At 38.5% G+C, this 20,186-nt stretch carries 15 protein-coding genes; 7 read left to right on the top strand and 8 right to left on the bottom strand.

The window, feature by feature from the left end; genetic code table 11:
• Positions 1-2: 2 nt before the first annotated feature.
• Together ACRD64_RS12245 and ychF are read right to left on the bottom strand one after the other, a co-directional pair.
• Complete coding sequence (locus tag ACRD64_RS12245; RefSeq protein WP_430933656.1) at positions 3-605, bottom strand: DUF4294 domain-containing protein; 603 nt, start codon at positions 603-605, stop codon at positions 3-5.
• Positions 606-753: 148 nt separating this feature from the next.
• On the bottom strand, positions 754-1,854 hold the full coding sequence (gene ychF, locus ACRD64_RS12250) for a redox-regulated ATPase YchF (protein WP_430933657.1): 1,101 nt from the start codon (positions 1,852-1,854) through the stop codon (positions 754-756).
• 291 nt (positions 1,855-2,145) lie between these two features.
• On the opposite strand from ychF, the gene ACRD64_RS12255 reads away from it, so the two are divergent.
• The 3 genes from ACRD64_RS12255 (at position 2,146) to ACRD64_RS12265 (ending at position 3,827) form a co-directional block, all read left to right on the top strand.
• Positions 2,146-2,709 carry an RNA polymerase sigma factor gene (locus tag ACRD64_RS12255; RefSeq protein ID WP_430933658.1) on the top strand — a complete coding sequence of 188 codons (564 nt, stop codon included), beginning with the start codon at positions 2,146-2,148 and terminating at the stop codon, positions 2,707-2,709.
• Positions 2,710-2,902: 193 nt separating this feature from the next.
• Entirely contained in the window at positions 2,903-3,334 is a 432-nt protein-coding gene (locus ACRD64_RS12260) for a hypothetical protein (RefSeq protein WP_430933659.1), read from the top strand.
• A 7-nt stretch (positions 3,335-3,341) separates the two neighbouring features.
• A complete protein-coding gene (locus ACRD64_RS12265; protein WP_430933661.1) occupies positions 3,342-3,827 on the top strand; it encodes a hypothetical protein in 486 nt (161 codons plus the stop codon).
• Between the two features lie 198 nt (positions 3,828-4,025).
• On the opposite strand, the gene hutH is transcribed toward ACRD64_RS12265, so the two are convergent.
• From hutH to ACRD64_RS12280, 3 genes are all read right to left on the bottom strand, one after another.
• On the bottom strand, positions 4,026-5,531 hold the full coding sequence (gene hutH, locus ACRD64_RS12270) for a histidine ammonia-lyase (RefSeq protein WP_430933662.1): 1,506 nt from the start codon (positions 5,529-5,531) through the stop codon (positions 4,026-4,028).
• Between the two features lie 416 nt (positions 5,532-5,947).
• A complete protein-coding gene (gene hisS, locus ACRD64_RS12275; protein WP_430933663.1) occupies positions 5,948-7,309 on the bottom strand; it encodes a histidine--tRNA ligase in 1,362 nt (453 codons plus the stop codon).
• Positions 7,310-7,521: 212 nt separating this feature from the next.
• Positions 7,522-7,998, bottom strand: coding sequence for a WbuC family cupin fold metalloprotein (locus tag ACRD64_RS12280; protein WP_430933664.1), 477 nt, complete (start codon positions 7,996-7,998; stop codon positions 7,522-7,524).
• Between the two features lie 227 nt (positions 7,999-8,225).
• On the opposite strand from ACRD64_RS12280, the gene ACRD64_RS12285 reads away from it, so the two are divergent.
• Positions 8,226-9,362, top strand: coding sequence for an adenylate/guanylate cyclase domain-containing protein (locus ACRD64_RS12285; protein ID WP_430933665.1), 1,137 nt, complete (start codon positions 8,226-8,228; stop codon positions 9,360-9,362).
• Between the two features lie 76 nt (positions 9,363-9,438).
• Here ACRD64_RS12285 and ettA read toward each other — a convergent pair whose 3' ends face one another.
• Together ettA and ACRD64_RS12295 are read right to left on the bottom strand one after the other, a co-directional pair.
• Complete coding sequence (gene ettA / locus ACRD64_RS12290; RefSeq protein ID WP_430933666.1) at positions 9,439-11,124, bottom strand: energy-dependent translational throttle protein EttA; 1,686 nt, start codon at positions 11,122-11,124, stop codon at positions 9,439-9,441.
• Between the two features lie 128 nt (positions 11,125-11,252).
• On the bottom strand, positions 11,253-12,101 hold the full coding sequence (locus ACRD64_RS12295) for a hypothetical protein (protein WP_430933667.1): 849 nt from the start codon (positions 12,099-12,101) through the stop codon (positions 11,253-11,255).
• A 405-nt stretch (positions 12,102-12,506) separates the two neighbouring features.
• Here ACRD64_RS12295 and ACRD64_RS12300 point away from each other — a divergent pair, with 405 nt between their 5' ends.
• Positions 12,507-14,246 (top strand): response regulator, encoded by a 1,740-nt coding sequence (locus ACRD64_RS12300; RefSeq protein WP_430933668.1) that lies wholly within the window; start codon positions 12,507-12,509, stop codon positions 14,244-14,246.
• 33 nt (positions 14,247-14,279) lie between these two features.
• On the opposite strand, the gene ACRD64_RS12305 is transcribed toward ACRD64_RS12300, so the two are convergent.
• Positions 14,280-17,225, bottom strand: coding sequence for a PEP/pyruvate-binding domain-containing protein (locus ACRD64_RS12305; RefSeq protein ID WP_430933669.1), 2,946 nt, complete (start codon positions 17,223-17,225; stop codon positions 14,280-14,282).
• 235 nt (positions 17,226-17,460) lie between these two features.
• Here ACRD64_RS12305 and gdhA point away from each other — a divergent pair, with 235 nt between their 5' ends.
• Together gdhA and cobT are read left to right on the top strand one after the other, a co-directional pair.
• Positions 17,461-18,813: an NADP-specific glutamate dehydrogenase gene (gene gdhA, locus ACRD64_RS12310; RefSeq protein ID WP_430933670.1), complete on the top strand. Its 1,353-nt coding sequence runs from the start codon at positions 17,461-17,463 to the stop codon at positions 18,811-18,813.
• Positions 18,814-19,064: 251 nt separating this feature from the next.
• Positions 19,065-20,123 carry a nicotinate-nucleotide--dimethylbenzimidazole phosphoribosyltransferase gene (gene cobT, locus ACRD64_RS12315; RefSeq protein WP_430933671.1) on the top strand — a complete coding sequence of 353 codons (1,059 nt, stop codon included), beginning with the start codon at positions 19,065-19,067 and terminating at the stop codon, positions 20,121-20,123.
• The last annotated feature ends 63 nt before the right edge of the window (positions 20,124-20,186 follow it).

Below are 20,186 nucleotides of genomic sequence, written 5' to 3' on the forward strand. Positions count from 1 at the left end.
AGTTATAACCTTCCGTTATCGATCATAAGAATAATATGCTCAACCATGGCATCATCTCCCCTTGCATCGTATTCCTGTTTTAGATTCGATCCGAATATTCGAGCCACCGATTGCCACATAAATGCGGAGAAACCACCTTTTAAATCCTTAATTAACTGATAACTGGTATCTCCAGTTTCCCTGTCAATTAGTTTAATAAGCATTCTTCCTTGCGAGAAAGTAAGTTTTTTCAAAGGCTTTTCAAACTCATTAAACAACTCTTTTTCGGATCGCTTAACAAATTCCTTCCTCTTTTTTTCTCCCTTAATACTGTCCAAAGATGCTGAAATCTCATCCAACCTTTTTTCGGCCAATCGTGCATAAGGCAGTGTTTTTTTAATGTTGACCACCATCTTACTATATCGGTTACGCTGGCGTTTATTTTTAAATTTCCAGGGCGGAACTATCTGAACTTCGTCAATATAAATATGCGGCAAGGTATCTCCATCTACCAGTTTTTTATCTAAATATTTGATAGCCGACTGGATAGAATCCTGCGATTGTCCTTGTACCTGCCAGGCAGCTACAAAACACAAAAACAAAAATATGTAACGAATAGCATACATAGTCTGCAACTTATGTTTTTATAACGCAATAAGCTAATATCGGTTGCAACTACGAAGTTAAATAATTTTATGCGATCAAAATACACTATATAAAAAAACCGACCTGAATTCAGATCGGTTAATGATATCTTTGCACAACTTCAAGGCGCTATACATTAAACCTAAAATGCATAATATCACCATCTTGAACCACATATTCTTTTCCTTCAATACTCATTTTACCGGCTTCTTTACACGCTAACTCTGTCTTATATTGTACATAGTCGTTGTACTTTATTACCTCGGCCCGAATAAAACCTTTTTCGAAATCGCTATGAATTACACCTGCAGCTTGCGGAGCCACGGCACCTTTGGGGTATGTCCATGCACGAACCTCTTTTACACCTGCGGTAAAGTAGGTTTCCAATTGCAACAACCTATAAGCGGAACGGATTAGTTTGGCAACACCAGACTCTTTCAGACCTATATCCTCAAGGAACATTTGACGTTCTTCAAAAGAATCCAACTCAGCTATGTCCGCTTCCGTCTGAGCTGCAATAATCAACACTTCCGCATTTTCGTCTGCCACTGCCGCTTTTACCGCTTCAACGTAACTGTTTCCCTCAATCACTGATGCCTCGTCCACATTACAAACATAAAGAATGGGTTTATTAGTTAACAACCAAAGGTCATGAGCCACCTTTTCCTGGGTATCTGTCAGCTCTACAGAACGGGCTGATTTTCCCGCTTCCAGGGCCTCTTTATATAAATAAAGTACTTCCACCAGCTTCTTCAATTCAGGATCTTTAGAGGCTTTAGCTGCCTTTTCAGATTTTTGCAACCTGGCTTCAACCGTTTCCAAATCCTTTATCTGAAGCTCCATATCAATCACCTCTTTATCTCTAACAGGGTCAATCGTACCATCAACATGGGTTATATTATCGTCATCGAAACAACGCAAAACATGAATGATAGCATCTGTTTCGCGTATATTCGAAAGGAATTTGTTACCCAAACCTTCGCCTTTGCTTGCTCCTTTTACCAGTCCGGCTATATCAACAATTTCAACGGTTGCAGGCAGAACTCTTTGCGGATTAACCAACTCTTCCAGTTTGATCAGTCTTTGATCAGGCACCGTAATAACACCAACGTTTGGTTCTATAGTACAGAACGGAAAGTTGGCAGATTGTGCTTTTGCGTTTGATAAACAATTAAATAAGGTTGACTTACCTACATTGGGTAAACCCACGATTCCACATTGTAATCCCATTTTAAATTTATTTCAGTGTCGCTGTTTTGTCAAAAAATTTGTGCAAAAGTACATCAAATTTTCGGGTTGATAAAAATTCGAATGCATTATATCATCATTAAGTAGCGGTAGAACATTTCTATTAAAAAATCCAAAATATAACAAATACAAAAAATCTTAAATACAGCATTTATCACAATACTTGACACTTAGAAACATATCAATGGAGTTATTATAAAATATTTACCTTCTTACTTAAACCTTTTTAACTGAATTTCGTCAAAAGGAAACGATGGTTATTAAACAATGTTAATGGTCGATCAGGAAATTACAGATATCGCAATTGTAGATTTATTTAAAACCAAAGGCAAACAGCAAGAAGCCTTTAGGATGCTTATGGCCAGGTACAAGGAACGATTGTACTGGCACATCCGTAAAATAGTGCTGACCCATGACGATGCAGATGATGCGCTTCAAAACAGCTTTATTAAAATATGGCAAAATTTGGAAAGTTTTCAGGGCAATTCCGCTTTATTTACCTGGCTCTACCGAATCGCAACAAACGAAGCCCTTACCTTGCTAAAGAAGAAAAAAAGAGCGAACCTATACTCCATAAGCGATGAAGACAATACTTTTGGAGACTCTCTGCAAAGCGACCCGTACTTTGATGGCAGCGCACTTCAATTATTGCTTCAAAAAGCGATTGCAACTCTGCCTGAAAAACAAAAAATAATCTTTAACTTAAAATATTTTGAAGAAATGAAATATCAGGAAATTGCAGAAATTACAGAAACGTCTGTTGGCTCGCTAAAGGCATCATACCACCATGCCGCTAAAAAAATCGAAGCCTATCTGAAAGCAAATATGGACGAATAGATATAACCAACCTTTTAATCCAATTATTTTTTATTCATCCATTAAACCTTTTGTATTTTTGAATATCAAATAAGCAACAACCCATACTAATAATGATAAAATATGTTCCTTATCTCTATTAATTAAGTAGATAGTTTCACATTAAATCTCGACTAAAGAGTACAATTCATTCTTATTAGTAATGCATAAACCAATGAAAGAAGAAGTTAAAATATTAGACCTGCTAAAAAAACAAGGAGACACTGGTGGTTTCAAAGAACCAGATGATTATTTTGATTCGTTTGAGGATAAAATGATGGACAGGATTGCTGCCGAAGAAAAACCTCTCGCCAAGAAAATAATTATGGTGATGAAACCATGGGCCTCGTTAGCAGCTATTTTTTTGTTGGTAGCGTTAATATATTACAGCGCTCCATATTTAATGCCATCAAATAAGAACATGGCACATCACATTCATGTAGATGAGATGTCTATGGATTTTATGGCATCTAGTTTTGACGAATCTGAATTAATTAATTTTATATTGGAAGACGATAATTCAGCTATATTTGAAGAGTTCAAAACCGACCAGAATTTATTAGAAGGGTTAAGCATTGAAGATGTTGAAGGCCTTGTGATTTTTTAATTAAACAATGATGAACAGAATTACGGTTACTATAATATTTACGCTTTTGTGCTTTGTTTCAAGCAGCCAAAATATCTCTAAACGGGAAAAACTGGAACGCATAAAGGCTCAAAAAATAGCTTTTATTTCAAACAAACTGGAATTGACCAGCGCGGAAGCGCAGCAGTTTTGGCCGGTTTACAACGATTTTTTTAAAGAAAAAGAAAAGCTTAATAACGAAAAGACTTCTGTTAACAAAGAATTGCTATTGAATTGGCAGGAATATTCTGATGCTAAAAAAACAGTGTTGGTAGACCGATTGATAGAATTCAGGTTAACCGAGGCAAAAATTGAACAAAAGTACCATGAAAAACTAAAAACGGTACTCCCTATCGACAAAGTAATAAAACTTTACAACGCAGAAACGCAGTTTAAAAATTTCCTGCTTAAGCAGATAAAAGGTCAGGGCAACAGGGAAATCAGGTCGCAAGACAGAGAATCGCGGAGAAGGTAACATTAGTGATTGATTTTTAGATTAGTTCCCAGATTCCAGCCTGACCTGTCATTAATTATTCAATTTCGAAAATACATGAATGATGAATTCGTGAGGCTAGAAAATTACAAGCTGTTTTACGAGTCTCCCATATGTCTTTATCTATATGATTAACAATACAATGGCGATTTTTATCAGAAACAAATGTAAGTTTTTTTACTATGACTTAAATTCGTTGAACTCCGTATTGTTTAAAAACTCAACGGCCGCTTCCATTTCTTTGTACATAATCTTGTCTTCGGTCACAAATGGAACATATTCCCTAAATGCTGCCAGGAAACCCTCTAAATACGGAGAAGTTTTCATTGGTCTTCTGAATTCAAAGGCTTGAGCAGCATTAAACAACTCAACTGCCAATACCCTTTCCACATTCACAGCAATTTTCAAGGCTTTGGTGGCTGCATTTCCGCCCATACTAACATGGTCTTCCTGCTCGTTGGATGAGGGAATAGAATCTACCGAAGAAGGCGTGGCCATCTGTTTATTTAAACTTACAATAGATGCCGCTGCATACTGCGGAATCATAAAACCTGAGTTTAATCCCGGATTGGCTACCAGAAACTCCGGTAGGCCCCGTTCACCGGAAATCAGCCTATAGGTTCTTCTTTCGGAAATACTGCCTATTTCGGCCATGGCAATACTTAAAAAGTCCATCGCCAACGCCAATGGTTCCCCATGGAAATTACCTCCCGACAGAATCATTTCTTCGTCCGGGAAAATTATTGGATTATCGGTTACGGAGTTAATTTCAGTATAAACGACACCTGCCACATAATTAATGGCATCCTTAATGGCGCCATGAACCTGAGGAACACAGCGGAACGAATATGGGTCCTGAACTTTTTTATCCTTTTGATTCAGTATTTCGCTTCCTTCCAATAAGGCCGTTATGTTTTTGGCGGTTTCCAGCTGGCCGGCATGTGGTCTGATAACATGCATTTGTTCTTTAAACGGATCTATCCTGCCGTTAAAGGCATCAATGGATAAAGCAGCAATGATATCGGCATATTTAGACAAACGAAACGCTTTCAGCAAGGTGTATACTGCATGCGAACTCATAAACTGTGTCCCGTTCAGCAAAGCCAAACCTTCCTTGGCTTCCAGTTTAATAGGCTTCCACCCTTGCGTTTCCAACATTTGTTCCGCCGACATGTTTTGTCCGTTAAAAAACACCTCGCCGTGACCTATCAAGGGCAGAAACAAATGTGCCAACGGTGCTAAATCGCCCGAAGCACCCAACGATCCCTGCTCCAACACCACTGGATATACTTTGTGATTGTAGAAATCCAGGATACGTTCCACCGTTTTTAGCTGAATCCCTGATTTACCCAGGCTTAAAGCATGGGCTTTTAGTAAAAGCATCGATCGAACCACATCGCGAGGAACCTCTTTTCCGGCCCCACAAGCATGGCTGATTAATAAGTTTTCCTGTAGTTTACTCAGGTCTTGCTTAGAGATGGATTTATCGTGCAAGGCGCCAAATCCCGTATTAATTCCATAAACCGGGCCGTCATGCTGGTCTAAATAGTTATCTAAAAAGTCTTTGCACGATTGAATAAGTCCTTTCGACTTGTCAGATAGCTCAACAGTAATGTTGTTATTCAATAGCTCATCTAATTTTTCAAAGCTTAAGGGATCGGGTGTTATATAATGCTTCTTTTCCATTTTTTTCCTTCTATTCTCTCAACAACAAATTTCATATTAACAACAGATAATTAGCGCTGAAAATTCATGAGAATTTCCTCTGTTTCCGACAACCACTGCATTCCGCAACCAAATTGACAACCCAAATTTAGCTCAACTATGTCGGGTTTCGCCTGGGACCAGCCTAACGTTTTCGCTCGAAACTTAATTGTTTACCTTGGCGACTGAAGGGCCTGCTGCATTCGCCTTCATCTTTATGAAAAGCGAAGAATAATGCGGGTTACATACCGGTTCAAAAAATTAAAAACAGAAATCATGGGAAGCGGATATCGCCACCAAAGGAAAGTATTTTGATATTACTATTTTTAAAAATTCTACCCATAAAAAAGCACGAGCCCATATATTTAGACTCATGCAAACTAGGCAAATTCTTTAAGTTAGGCGATGATATTAATCACTTCTTCCACTGTAAGCAACTGCTGTTCCCCTGTGCCCATGTTTTTTAAGGTCAGTTTACCCTCGTTCATTTCATTTTCGCCGGCCATTGCCACAAATCCTATCTCTTTTTTGTTGGCATATGTCATTTGCTTCTTCATTTTTGCCGCATCGGGGTATAGCTCTGCTTTTATTCCAGCCCTACGGATTTCTTGCAAAGCCTTAAGTGAATAAAGAGCTTCCTTTTCGCCAAAATTAACAAACAGCAGCTGCGTTGAAATGATAGATTCTTTGGGGTACAAATCCATTTGGTTCATTACATCGTAAATACGGTCGGCACCAAAAGAAATACCCACCCCGGAAACATCTTTCAAACCAAAAACACCGGTTAAGTCATCATACCTTCCCCCACCGGTAATGCTGCCAATATGCACGTCTAATGCCTTCACCTCGAAAATAGCCCCGGTATAATAATTCAACCCTCTGGCTAGAGTCAAGTCCAACTCTACCCCGGTGGCTATATCCAACGTTGCTAAATATGCTAAAACAGTCTCTATTTCATCAACACCTTTTAAACCTACTTCGGAATCGGCCAATACGGATTTTAGGGTATCTATTTTTTCCTGATTAGTACCCGATAAATTAATAATAGGCTGCAATTTGTCTATTGCTTCTTGAGGTATTCCTTTAAGTAACAGTTCTTCGTTGACTTTGTCTATACCTATTTTATCCAATTTATCGATGGCCACGGTAATGTCAACAATTTTATCCGCTTCACCGATAATTTCGGCAATGCCTGTTAAAATTTTACGGTTGTTCATCTTAACAAGTACATTAATGTTTAATGCCTTGTACACATCATCCACTATTTGAATCAACTCCACTTCGTTCATTAACGAATTGGACCCTACCACATCCACATCGCACTGAAAAAATTCCCTGTAACGTCCTTTTTGCGGTCTGTCGGCCCGCCATACCGGTTGAATTTGATAACGTTTAAACGGAAAGGCAATCTCATTTTGATGCTGCACCACAAAACGGGCAAAAGGCACTGTTAAGTCGTAACGAAGGCCTTTTTCAGCTATCTGCGTAGTTGCTTTAACCGATTTTTTTTCAGCCAATAAACGTTCATCTGCCTTAGCTAAAAAATCGCCGGAATTTAAAATTTTAAAAAGAAGCTTATCCCCTTCTTCGCCATATTTTCCCATTAGAGTAGATAAATTCTCCATAGCAGGAGTTTCGATGGGTTGGTAACCGTAATTTAAGAATACCGACTTAATGGTATCAAAAATAAAGTTTCTTTTTGCCATTTCAACCGGCGAAAAATCTCTTGTTCCTTTTGGTATGGTGGGTTTTTGAGCCATCACGTTGTTATTTTATTATTGAGGCGCAAAGTTATTTATTTATTTCAAACATATAATACATCGTTAGGTTTTAGTGCGGCTAATTGCTTTTAACATTACATATACAAACTGCTTTGCAGTGTGTATTTCAGGTTGTCCAAGGATTTAATTGCGCAGCAATTCCCGTTTTGGTGACATTTATCATTTATAAACGTTCCCCAATGGATTACGCTTTAAACTGAAATGTTTAAGTACGTTAAACAGGCCTTCAAATAAGTATGGGCTTCCGTCGAACCTTCAGGTGGGGACCATGGCGCAAAGTTTTTATCCTCAGACTGATAATACGGACCGTCTTTAATTTCATATACCACTGTGCCCTCCTCCAATCCCGTGGCCGAATGCCATTCACTGGAACTGATTTCAACTCCGTACTGCCCGGTTTCCCGATCCAAAATCGCATGATCTGTAATTTCTCCTTCATCATTAAAAAAAATTACTAAAAGCCTGCCTGTGAGAATTAAGAAAACTTCACGTTTATCCGGATTGACGTGTCTGTGTGGACGAACGTACGTATTGGGTTCAAAAGCATTTAACATGCGTTGTACCAAGTCGCCGTCGCGGTCATGAAAATTGTAATTCTTCCTTTTTCTTTCGCTATTTTGAGCTTGTTCCGTTAGTGTTTCTAGGTGTTCCGCATTTATTAACTTCATCGTTTAAAATTTAGAAAAGTGACATGTATTCGTTAATAACATTAAGGTTATATTAATGTAACATTTAAACAGTATTTTCGTCTAAGAAAAAGAATAACCAACAATAAAAAACATAAAGTTCGCCACTTAAACAAAACCATCCCGTTGTTTCAGAGTAAAAATATTAAAAATCGATAATACCATCGAACAGACCTAATAATTTTGTATAAAAAATAACGAAGGGACAGATGAACACAGTTAGAATACTGATTTTAGGAAACGACGAAATTAATCTACAAATAATTAAAAGACAACTACGTGAGTTTGATGAAGAATGGTTGATCATTAATAAGTCTTGTGAGGATTCAGTTTCCGAATTAAACAGTACATGTTACAATTTAGTTCTTATAGACTGTGAAAATTCATCATCGGAACTATTGGAAAAGATTAGGTTCATTAAAAAGTCGAACAAAAACTGGGATACCGCTATATTAGTTTGTTTACAGGAAACAGAAGGAGAAAACATTAAAGAAATATTAGTGGCCGGTGCCTTAGACTTTATACAGAAACCCCTTAAAAATATTGAACTTTTTGCACGAGTGCGAACCGCGCTTACCTTATCCAGTTCCATCGAAAAACATGAAAAACAGGCTCGCGCCATCAGCGAAGGACAGAACAAAATACAGGAAATAGTATCCGGATTGCTTCCTAAAGAAATTATTACCGAACTTACCCTTTTGGGGGAATCAAAGCCCAAAAAATACAGGGAAGCTTCTGTTTTATTTGTTGACTTGGTTGATTTTACCAAAAAATCAACCAAACTGTCGCCCAAAATATTAATCGATGAATTAACCGAAATATTCTCTTCGTTTGACCAAATCATCGTAAATAATAACTGTACCAGAATTAAAACCATGGGCGATGGATATCTGGCCGTTTCCGGTATCCCGACCCCGAACAAAAATCATGCAGGCAACCTGATAAACGTTGCTATAGATATTAGAGACTTTTTAATACAACGGAACAAAATTAATCCCGTTAAGTGGGATGCCAAAATAGGAATTAACTCCGGTGAAGTTATTGGCAGTGTTTTGGGAACAAAAAACTTTTTGTTTGATGTTTTTGGCGACACCGTTAATGCGGCTTCCAGGATGGAAAAAAATTGCGAACCTAATCAAATCAATATTGGCAAGAAAACTTATATGTTGACCCGTGATAAATTTAGGTTTATTGAACGACTCCCCAATGATGTAAGGGGAATTGGGGTTAAAAGCATGTATTATTTAATGTCGAATGTTACTTCGAGCAAACTTGATACGGAGGCAACGGGCAAAAAAAAACAGAGTGAGTTGTCATTATCGTTCAAATCGGCCATCGTTCTTTAAGCAGGAATAACAGTAACAAAGCCAAACAACAGCCTGATATAATGCAGGCTGCTGTTTATATGTTTTAGCTTTTTGACTATTTCATTAGCTTTTTGTAACGAATACGTTTTGGAGTTATATCCCCTAATCTTCGTTTTTTGTTCTCTTCGTATTCACTAAAGGACCCTTCGAAAAAGTAAACACCAGAATCACCTTCAAATGCCAGGATATGTGTGGCAATTCTGTCCAGAAACCAGCGGTCGTGCGAAATAACCACTGCACAACCGGCAAAATCGTCCAACCCTTCTTCAAGCGCCCTTAACGTGTTGACATCGATGTCGTTGGTCGGCTCATCAAGCAGCAGCACATTGGCCTCTTCTTTCAACGTCATAGCCAGGTGCAAGCGGTTTCTCTCTCCACCTGAAAGCACCCCACATTTTTTTTCCTGATCGCCCCCGGCAAAATTAAACCTGCTAATATAGGCCCTGGCGTTAAGCTCACGCCCCCCGACCTTTATGGTTTCCTGGCCGTTTGCAATGACTTGAAAAATGCTTTTTTCAGGGTCAATGGCCTCGTGTGTTTGATCCACATAGGCGATTTTCACTGTTTCTCCTACCGTGAACGTTCCTTTGTCAACCTTCTCTTTATCCATAATCATCCTGAAAAGGGTAGTCTTACCGGCTCCATTGGGGCCAATTACACCGACTATACCGTTTTTAGGAAGTACGAACTCCAAATTATCAAACAACAACCGATCGTCGAATCCTTTGGCCACCTGATGTGCTTCAATCACCTTGTCTCCCAACCTTGGGCCATTAGGGATAAAGATTTCAAGTTTCTCTTCTTTCTCCTTTACCCCTTCGTCCATTAATTTATCATAGGCCGACAGACGTGCTTTTGATTTAGCATGACGAGCTTTGGGAGCCATTCGAACCCACTCCAATTCCCTTTCCAGAGTTTTCCTTCTTTTGGAGGCTGTTTTTTCTTCTTGTGCCATACGACTGGTTTTCTGTTCTAACCACGAAGAGTAATTACCTTTCCAGGGAATACCCTCTCCCCTGTCCAGCTCCAGAATCCATCCGGCAACATTATCCAAAAAATAGCGGTCATGGGTTATAGAAATAACTGTTCCTTTGTATTGTTGCAGGTGCATTTCCAACCACTGAACCGATTCTGCATCCAAGTGGTTGGTAGGCTCATCCAACAGCAACACATCAGGTTCTTTTAACAGCAGACGACATAAAGCCACTCTTCTTCTTTCTCCTCCCGAAAGGTACTTCACCTGTTTATCTTCTTCAGGGCAACGTAAGGCATCCATGGCACGTTCCAGCTTCGTATCCAAATTCCAGGCATCATATTGATCGATCTTTTCCTGAAGTTTAGTCTGTTCATTCATTAAGGCGTCCATCTTATCCGGATCTTCCAGCACTTCTGGGTCGGCAAATTTTTCGTTAACCTGATTATAGGCATTTAAAACATCGACCACTTCCTGAACGCCTTCTTCCACAATCTGTTTAACCGTTTTCTCTTCGTCTAGCGCAGGCTCCTGCTCCAAATAACCCACCGAGAAACCTTGTGAAGAAACGACTTCTCCCTGGAAGTCTTTTTCCACACCGGCGATTATCTTCATGAGCGTTGACTTTCCGGAACCGTTTAAACCAATGATGCCAATTTTGGCACCATAAAAAAACGAGAGGTAAATATTGTTTAATATTTTTTTTTGGGGCGGCACAACTTTGCTTACCCCAACCATTGAAAAAATTATCTTTTTATCGTCGGACATAATTGCTTAAATATGTTTTTACTTAAATGAACCCACAAATTTATCACAAATAAGTTTCATTAGAAAACAATCATAAAAAAACCCTGATAACCAAAGTCAACAGGGTTTATATAATTTATGGGTGGTAATTATTGCTTACCCATCACTTTAAAGTCTTTCAGCATTAATCCATCGCGATTTTTAAGGCTAACCATATGCCAATCGAAATAGTAAAATTGCGAATCGGCAGCACCTATAATAATTTTGTAACAGCGTGCTTTGTAACGGGTTCCCTCGGGTCCCACCTTGTGCAGAAAAACCACATCCGGATCTTTGTCCTGAATTGCTTTGGTCACGTCTTCCTGCGCAACAATTTCTACCTTGTAAGGATATACCTTTTGTATTTTAGAAATGCTATTCGCATCCGGAGCCAGGTCATCTTTCACAAGCAATAGTTTCTTATTGCTCAAACTCCTGATATTTTTATTGTAATATTTGAACATGTTCCTACTGATTACCTGCGGGTTTTGATTCACCAGTTTAACATGATCCTGAATAAAGCGGATAAAACCTTCCATTTTATAAGCATAACTATCATCTTCAACCCTATGGTATGACAAAGGGATTGAACAGAGGTCGGGCATATCCGTGATGGAATAAACATCCTTCCCCATTAATAAGCTCACAAATGTATACCTTGCCTTGGTTTTGTCCCTGTCGAAGGTTACGGTAGAGGTAACAATAAAAGAATAGGATGGATCTCTTCGTTTTTCTTTAAACTCCGACTGTGTAATAAATTCGTAATCCGTAAGGCTCCAAACATTTGGCATTACCTTTTTGATCATAAAATTAAAGTCAGACATAGGGTTTTCGTCCATTACAACAAAGGTTTTCGTGTTCAGAAAATCCTTGTAATCCTGATCTGATGGCAAATGATGTTGTGCACCAACAGAAGTAACCACAAACATCAGCAATAGGTTAAAAACTACTTTCTTCATTGACATTGTATTTTTATGCATTTTATTTTATACCATTCTGTATTATTTACATTTCATATAGCATAATTATTTAATTATCTATATAACGAATAAATTCTGTTATTGTTACCCTTAAAAATCCACCTTAAAGCTATTCAATTGAACAACAATATAAATACAGCATAAACTAATAAATAATTAATGTCTACAAATTCAATTACTATCCATTTTATTTGATAAATTTTAGAATTTCTATACGGAAAAGTATTTTTATAATATCTTTATCGTTAGTTTTAGTTAATCGCATAAATATTGCATAATAATGCGTTTTTTTAGGCCGACACATCAACACAACGATGTTTTCAGCTAGCCATTAGCATTATATTGATTACATTTAGGTCATTGCCAAATAGACAATTAGAAAACATGAAGTTCATTAACAAATTTTTATTACTTTTTTCTTTTGACCAGGATGAAAAACTGGAAGTTGAAACCAAAACTACATTACTTTTAACCAACGTTCTAAATTTCTTTCTTTTTGTAATTGTTTTTATCGAGGGTATTGTTTCTCTTCTGGAGGAAAGTCTGTTTTTTGCCGGCCCCCTGCTTTTCTTTAGTGTTTTATTCGCCTTTAATTATTTATATATGGGAAGACGTCCCAATGCCATGTATTACAAGGAGATATTGTTTTCATTTGTGATTTTAACCTTACTTTTCTTTATTGTTTTTGGTGGCTCTACAGGTGTCAATATTTTCTGGATAGGTATCTTCCCGTTTATTGCCATCAACCTGTTTAGTCGGAAAATCGGTGCTATATCTTCTCTTGCCCTGTTTGCCTTTGTGCTGCTCGACTTTCTGGTTTTGAGTCAATTTGTACCCCAGGCGCAAATATATTCGCTAAACCTAAAGATTTTAGTATCCGTATTTTTTGTTTTTTCATTTATTATAGCGTACTGCCTCAAATTTATCTTTGCTGAAGTAATGCTCACCAAGGAGCGCGCGATGATAAATTCTCAAAACACAAAAACTTCGCAAGAGGAGCAAATATCAAATCTTTCCAGGCAAATACGTACACCGTTGAGCAATATTACAGGCATCCTGGATATTTTGGGAAAAACCAATCTCACAGATGATCAAAGAGATTATATCAACACCATTCATGCATCAGCTAACAATTTGGTAAACGTGGTTTCCAACATGGTTTCTACGCAAAAATCAGGACTGAACCCAATTCAGGAGGAAAAAATAAGTTTTAACCTATATTCTACACTCAACAATACTATCAGGCTATTTTCAGAGAACAACAGCAAACAAAAGTTCAGTTTATCATTTTCGGCCGATATTCCATCTACTATGACCGGGAACGCCATTAAAACGAAACAAATATTCCTTAATATTTTAAACGGCATTGCTAAATACAACATTTCCGAAGACAAACAAATTAACATTGAAGTATCACGTTCTAACAATATGCCTGGTACTATCGAATTAATATTTAAACTTACCAGTTATGGCAATATCCCTTTTCCCAAGGAGTACAAGTCGGATGAGTCGTTATACAACAATGATGTATTAAGGCTGAATACTTCAAAGCATATTCAGTTTTTAGAACTCGGTCTCACACAGAAATTAATAGAACAGGATGGGCATACCTTTGCTATTTACCCCGAACCTGAAAAGACAACCTTTGAATTCGGCATCACATTTATGGAAAATACGCAAAGCTACTCAGTTCAAAATATCAAAGAAAAAATTTCCAATACGGACTCATTCTTTAAAACATCTGTTGAAATTAAAGATGCAAACATTCTTTTGGTGGAAGACAACTTTAGTAATCAACAGATAATAATATTATATATTAAAAATGAAGTAAAGAAAATTGAAGTTGCATACAATGGCAAAGAAGCTTTAGATAAGTTTGGAAAAGCTAAATACGATTTAATTCTGATGGATGTTCAGATGCCGATAATGGATGGTTTAAAAGCTACCCAGAAAATTCGTGAAATCGAAAAAAGCACCAATACGCACACTCCAATTATTGCTGTTACCGCAAATGCATTCCCCGAGGATAAAGAAAGATGTATGGCCAGTGGTATGGATGACTATATCAGCAAACCTTTTCAACCCGAAGATTTGATCGGCAAAATCAAACACCACCTGAGTTAATATGGCCACACACGCTGTAACACCTTATTGGTATTAATCCCGGGGGTTAGATATTGCGCCAATCCCCTTTTTACCGTCTAATTTTATAACCGCCGGGTTGTTGAAACGAACGTGTTTAATCCATTCATCCTCGTACACTGCAGTTCTTGACATTAAATACTCCTCGTTATAATGGCCGTCGCCGGTTACCGTATTAACTGTCATATAACCCACCCTTAACGAAGTAAGATTTTGAAAGAAATGGGTTCCCTGGCTGGGGTCAACACAAAACCCATCCAGCGCAGTCTCTATGATTACCCTGGCTCCGGATATCTGTGTCCATTTTACGGGAATACCTAACCAAGGATCCTGAGACCCCCATCTACCCGGACCTATTAATATATAATTCCTGTTTTCGGAAAGTAAGACATCATTTATTTTTTCGATGTTGGCTACCATTTTTATCATACTCGCAGGCAAAAAACCCTCCGATTTCACGAACACCACATCGTAAATATCATCAATGATTCCGTTACCTAACGCCGATTTCGAATACACCAACTGATCCTCGGCCAGAAGCTCTTCCAGATTTTCTTTGAAGGACAACTCTCCTTCCACAATTGGCCTAATCTGCAACGGATAGAAAACAGGTTTCCCTTTGGTTTTTTGCAAATCCACAGCAAACTCAACCTCAACCGGCTGATTCATTTCCTTTTGTCCTATTTCCAACACCGTTTTCACGACCTTGGCCAACGGAAATACATCGTTCTTAAGAATATTGGAAAAAGTTACCAAAGGGATACCCTTATACATTACCCCATCTCTAATAATGTTATTTTGATAATCATAGGTTGATCCTAGCCACCTTAACGATCCATCTTCCAGAGCCTTTTTAATCTCCAGGTGCTGCAAATTTACGGCGTCATTCACCGAAGGCACAAAAGTGGTATTGTCCAAATCCAGTGCAAAAAACTTTTTTTGTGTGTCTCGTATGGTCATTTCAGGGGAAGACAGCTGCAGTGCTTTTTGTGGATAGCTAGGCGAGAAACGCAAGGAAACCCCTCCTTCCACAATTTGTTTCCCCAGGCCCAGAGCCACATTAACAATTCCATCTTCGGCTTTTTCTGGTGATATGGGATAAAAATTTACCGAACGTGCTACTCCCGAGATTGTCGGATAAAAACGATTCCCATGTTGCTGCCCCACCACCTCCTGCAGCACAATACCCATCCTCTCTTCATCAATAATATTCATGGTGGCCTGCATGTAAGCCTTGCTGCTCTTGAAGAAAACAGATGCATAAACACATTTTATCGCATCTCCAATCTGTTTCATTACCACTTCAACCTCATCGGTATTAGAAACCATGTAGGTTGAATAAATACCTGCGAAGGGTTGATAGTGACTATCTTCCAATACACTGGAAGAACGAATGGCAATGGGGTTGTCAATAGCCGAAATAAACTGTCTCAAATAACGGTCGGACCTATGCGGCAATTTGGCATTCACAAAGTGCTCCAGAATCTCTTCATCCGGCAAATCGGACAGGGCTATCTCGTACAAGTTGTTTCTATCCATAAACAACTCAAATATATCGGTACCAATTACCACGGTTCGGGGTATGGTGATATCCAACTCTTCAAAGTTCAACTCCTGGAAATTTTTACTGATAATCAGGTTTAAGAAAGCTAGTCCTCTCGCCTTACCTCCAATAGAACCTTCGCCAATGCGGGCAAACTTCACATATTTATCATACCTGTTGGGGTCAAAAGTGGCAATTACACCCTTGCTCTTAGATATCCGGAAATTGACAATGGTATCGTGCAGAAAATGCTTAGTAGCTTCCAGGCTCTCAAAATCCTCTATACGCAAATTTTTAATCACCTCCGCAATTGGAAACAGGGCCCTGGCTTTAAGCCATTTCGACACGTGATCGCGCTGAAAATGATAACGCAAAGAACTATCAGGTAGGTCAAACAGCTTTTCCTGCAACTCTTTTAAGTTACTTACCCTTCCCACCTCTTGATGCGACTCCGGATCCACAAAAATAAAATCACCAAAGGCCAAATTTACCTTTAAAAATTGTTTTAGCTCTTGCAACAGGCTTTTCGAATATTTATATAAAAATCCTACCCTAATATCTTTTGCTACCTGAGCAACACCAATATCCGAGGATTGTAACAAAAAAGGCATATAAGCATCTTCATTTTTAACTGTATTGGCCAACTCTATACCTGCGTTGCTACACTTCTCTCCATTTTTGTAAAAGGATACATCCGAAATAAGCCCCAGCACGTTAGTCTTGTATTTCTGGTATATCTCTATCGCTTCCTCGAAGTTCCGGGCCAAAAGGATTTTGGGACGCCCTCTCATTCGCATCATCTTTTGGTGTTCGTTTAACCCTTCAGTCATAAATTTTTTAGACTGATTAAAAACAATACGGTAAATAATCGGCAAATAACTTGAATAGTACCTAATTGAATCCTCCACCAGCACGATGCATTGAACACCTACCTCTAATATATCGAGCTCCGCATTCATCTCATCTTCAATAAGTTTAATGATTGCAACCAGTATATCCGCATTTCCGAGCCAGCAAAAAACATAATCGATGGCACTTGTATCTTCCCTGCTAAGTTTCAAACTTACCTCCCGGGAAAACGGTGTTAATACAACAAAAGGTATATGGGGATGATCAACTTTAATATTTTTGGAAAGACTGAAGGGGTCCATTCCTCCGACACTCAACATGGATATGATCAGGTCGACCTTTTCATTTTGCAATATTCGGAGTGCATCCTCTGCCGTTGTTACCTGAATAAACCTGGGGGGATATCTTAAATTCAGCGCCACATACTCATTAAAAATCTGTTCTTCAATCCTTCCATCCTCTTCTAAAAGAAATGCGTCGTAACTACTTGAAATCAAAAGTACGGATTGAATACGCCTCTGCATTAATTTATTAAATGCAGTTTGCGTAAATATACTTGAAAAATCCATTGTCATCTTTTTTCGAATAACATGCAAAATGTGTCCTACGTGAGTAAAGTTAATTAAATAATGTCTTTTTGCACGGATATAACACATCCATAACGAATACAGGAACAATACGCATCACTATATCATGGACATTAATAATATAACCAACGAATTTTTATGAAAATTAAACCAATATTCCTTAACTTTTAATACCCACAATAACGGCAACAAAAATAAGCCTCTAAATCTCAACATTATGAAAACTTCCCCCAGTTCGTTTGTAACGTCATTTATGGCTCGGTTAATCGATAAAAATCCCGCACAGCCCGAGTTTCACCAAGCTGTTCATGAAGTCCTGCTTTCTATTGCCGATTTTTTGGAAGAAAATCCTCATTACATCAATAGTGGTATCATAGATAGAATAGTTGAACCCGAACGTATTATCATTTTTAGAGTCCCTTGGCTTAACGATCAAGGAAAAATAATGGTTAACCGGGGTTTTAGAATTGAAATGAATAGCGCCATAGGCCCTTACAAAGGGGGGTTACGTTTTCACCCGACTGTTAACCTCGGTATTCTCAAATTTTTGGCATTCGAACAGGTATTTAAAAACAGTTTGACCACCTTACCTATGGGTGGAGGAAAAGGCGGTTCTGATTTTGACCCCAAAGGAAAATCCGAAAATGAAGTAATGCGGTTTTGCCAAAGTTTTATGACCGAACTTTACCGACATATTGGCCCCAATACCGACGTTCCTGCGGGGGACATTGGAGTGGGAGGACGTGAAATTGGTTATATGTTTGGACAGTACAAAAGAATTAAAAACGAGTTTACAGGTATTTTAACGGGCAAAGGAATCAATTGGGGAGGCAGTCTCATACGTCCGGAAGCCACAGGATATGGTAATGTTTATTTTGCGGAGGAAATGCTTAACCTACAACACGAAAGCCTTAAAAACAAAACAGTTCTTATATCCGGATCCGGAAATGTAGCGCAATATTCGGCAGAAAAAGTACTTGATTTAGGAGGAAAAGTATTAACCATGTCGGATAGTAACGGTTATATTTATGATCCCGACGGCATTGACAAGAAAAAATTAAACTTTATCATGGAGTTAAAAAACAGATTTCGCGGCCGAATAAAAGAGTATGCCGATAAATATAATGTTAAATATGCAGAAGGTCAAAGGCCATGGAACGAAAAAGGGGAAATAGTTATGCCTTGCGCTACCCAGAACGAAATTGAAAAAAACGACGCTGAAACATTGGTGAAAAACGGTTGCATTTGTGTATCGGAGGGTGCCAATATGCCATGTACACCTGAAGCCATTAACGTTTTTATCAGGCATAAAATTTTATATGGCCCGGGAAAAGCAGCCAACGCTGGCGGTGTAGCAGTATCGGGTTTTGAAATGAGCCAGGATTCCATGCGCCTTTCCTGGACCCGGGAAGAAGTGGATAAACAACTCAAAGGCATCATGAAACATATTCATCAAACCTGTGTGAAATATGGTACCAGACCAGGTGGTTTTATTAATTATATGGATGGAGCAAACATTGGAGGTTTTGTTAAAGTGGCCGACACCATGCTTGACCAAGGAGCGGTGTAATATACTTTAGCACTTTTTAATCGGAATTCATATCATCTTTACTTGTGCGACACCTATTAATGGTTGCAACTTCGCCTAACAATCCATTCCTGCCGACAAATAGGATTGAGAAAACCCATTGACCGGACCCGGATAAATAATTTAACTATCTTTATGGTTGAATTCAACGTATAGATGGCATAATAAGCAGTTCTATTCAAGAAATAGAATTTTTTTTAATCATATTTGCACTTTATATAAATGCTTTTGATATGATTAATTTTAACATTGCCCCTTTATCGGATGACATCAACGCTAATATTAAATACAATCTCGACCATAAAACCAAACCTCTCGGATCGTTAGGTCAACTTGAAAAAATAGCGTATCAGATTTGCCGTATACAAAATACCCTCACCCCTTCTCTGTGCCAACCGCATATATTGGTTGTCGGCTCCGATCACAACATTTGTGACGAAGGAGTTAATCCTAACCCTCAAGAAATAACGTGGCAGCAGATGATTAATTTCTCAAAACAGGGTGGGGGTATTGGACTTTTTTCACAACTGTACGATATAAAATTGACGTTGGTTGATGCAGGCGTCAACTATGATCTAAGCGCCCACCCATCCATCATCAATGCAAAGATAAAGAATGCAAGCGGTAACTTTCTGCACGAACCAGCCATGAATCATGCAGAATGTGAACAAGCCATCCATAACGGGGCACAAATAGTAAAAGAAATTCATACTAAGGGATGCAATGTGATAGGTTTCGGTGAAATGGGAATTGGAAATACCTCACCTGCGTCTGTACTTATGAGCTTATACTGTAATATTCCACTCAAAAAGTGTGTGGGCCCGGGTAGTGGCCATAATACCGCAGGGGTTAAAAGGAAACTGGCCATTCTCCAAGCTGCCGTTGACAAAAAGCCTGAATTAACCGATCCTTTCGAGATATTAGCATATTTCGGAGGTCTTGAGATAGCCACCATAGTGGGAGGTATGCTTCAGGCTGCTGAATTAAAAATGCTGATTTTAAATGATGGTTTTATTATTACATCTGCCCTATTGGCAGCGCAAGCTATTAACCCTGTGATTTTAGAATATGTCATCCACTCACATCATTCTAAAGAAGGCGGGCATGCTTTAATGATGCAACACTTAAAGGCCGAGCCTGTCTTGAACCTAGACTTGCGATTAGGCGAAGGAACGGGTGCCGCCCTGGCTTATCCGATTATTCAGGGCGCAGTAAAAATGATAAATGATATGACCAGTTTTGAAGAGGCCGGTATTACAGATACTACTCATACTGGGGTTAGTGTATTGTAGTTACGTGCCATTAATCCATTGGAATGAAATCACATACCGGCCATAATATATTCCATTCGTAAA

Source organism: Saccharicrinis sp. 156, assembly GCF_050589685.1.
In the GTDB taxonomy this organism is placed as follows: Bacteria; Bacteroidota; Bacteroidia; order Bacteroidales; family Marinilabiliaceae; genus Saccharicrinis.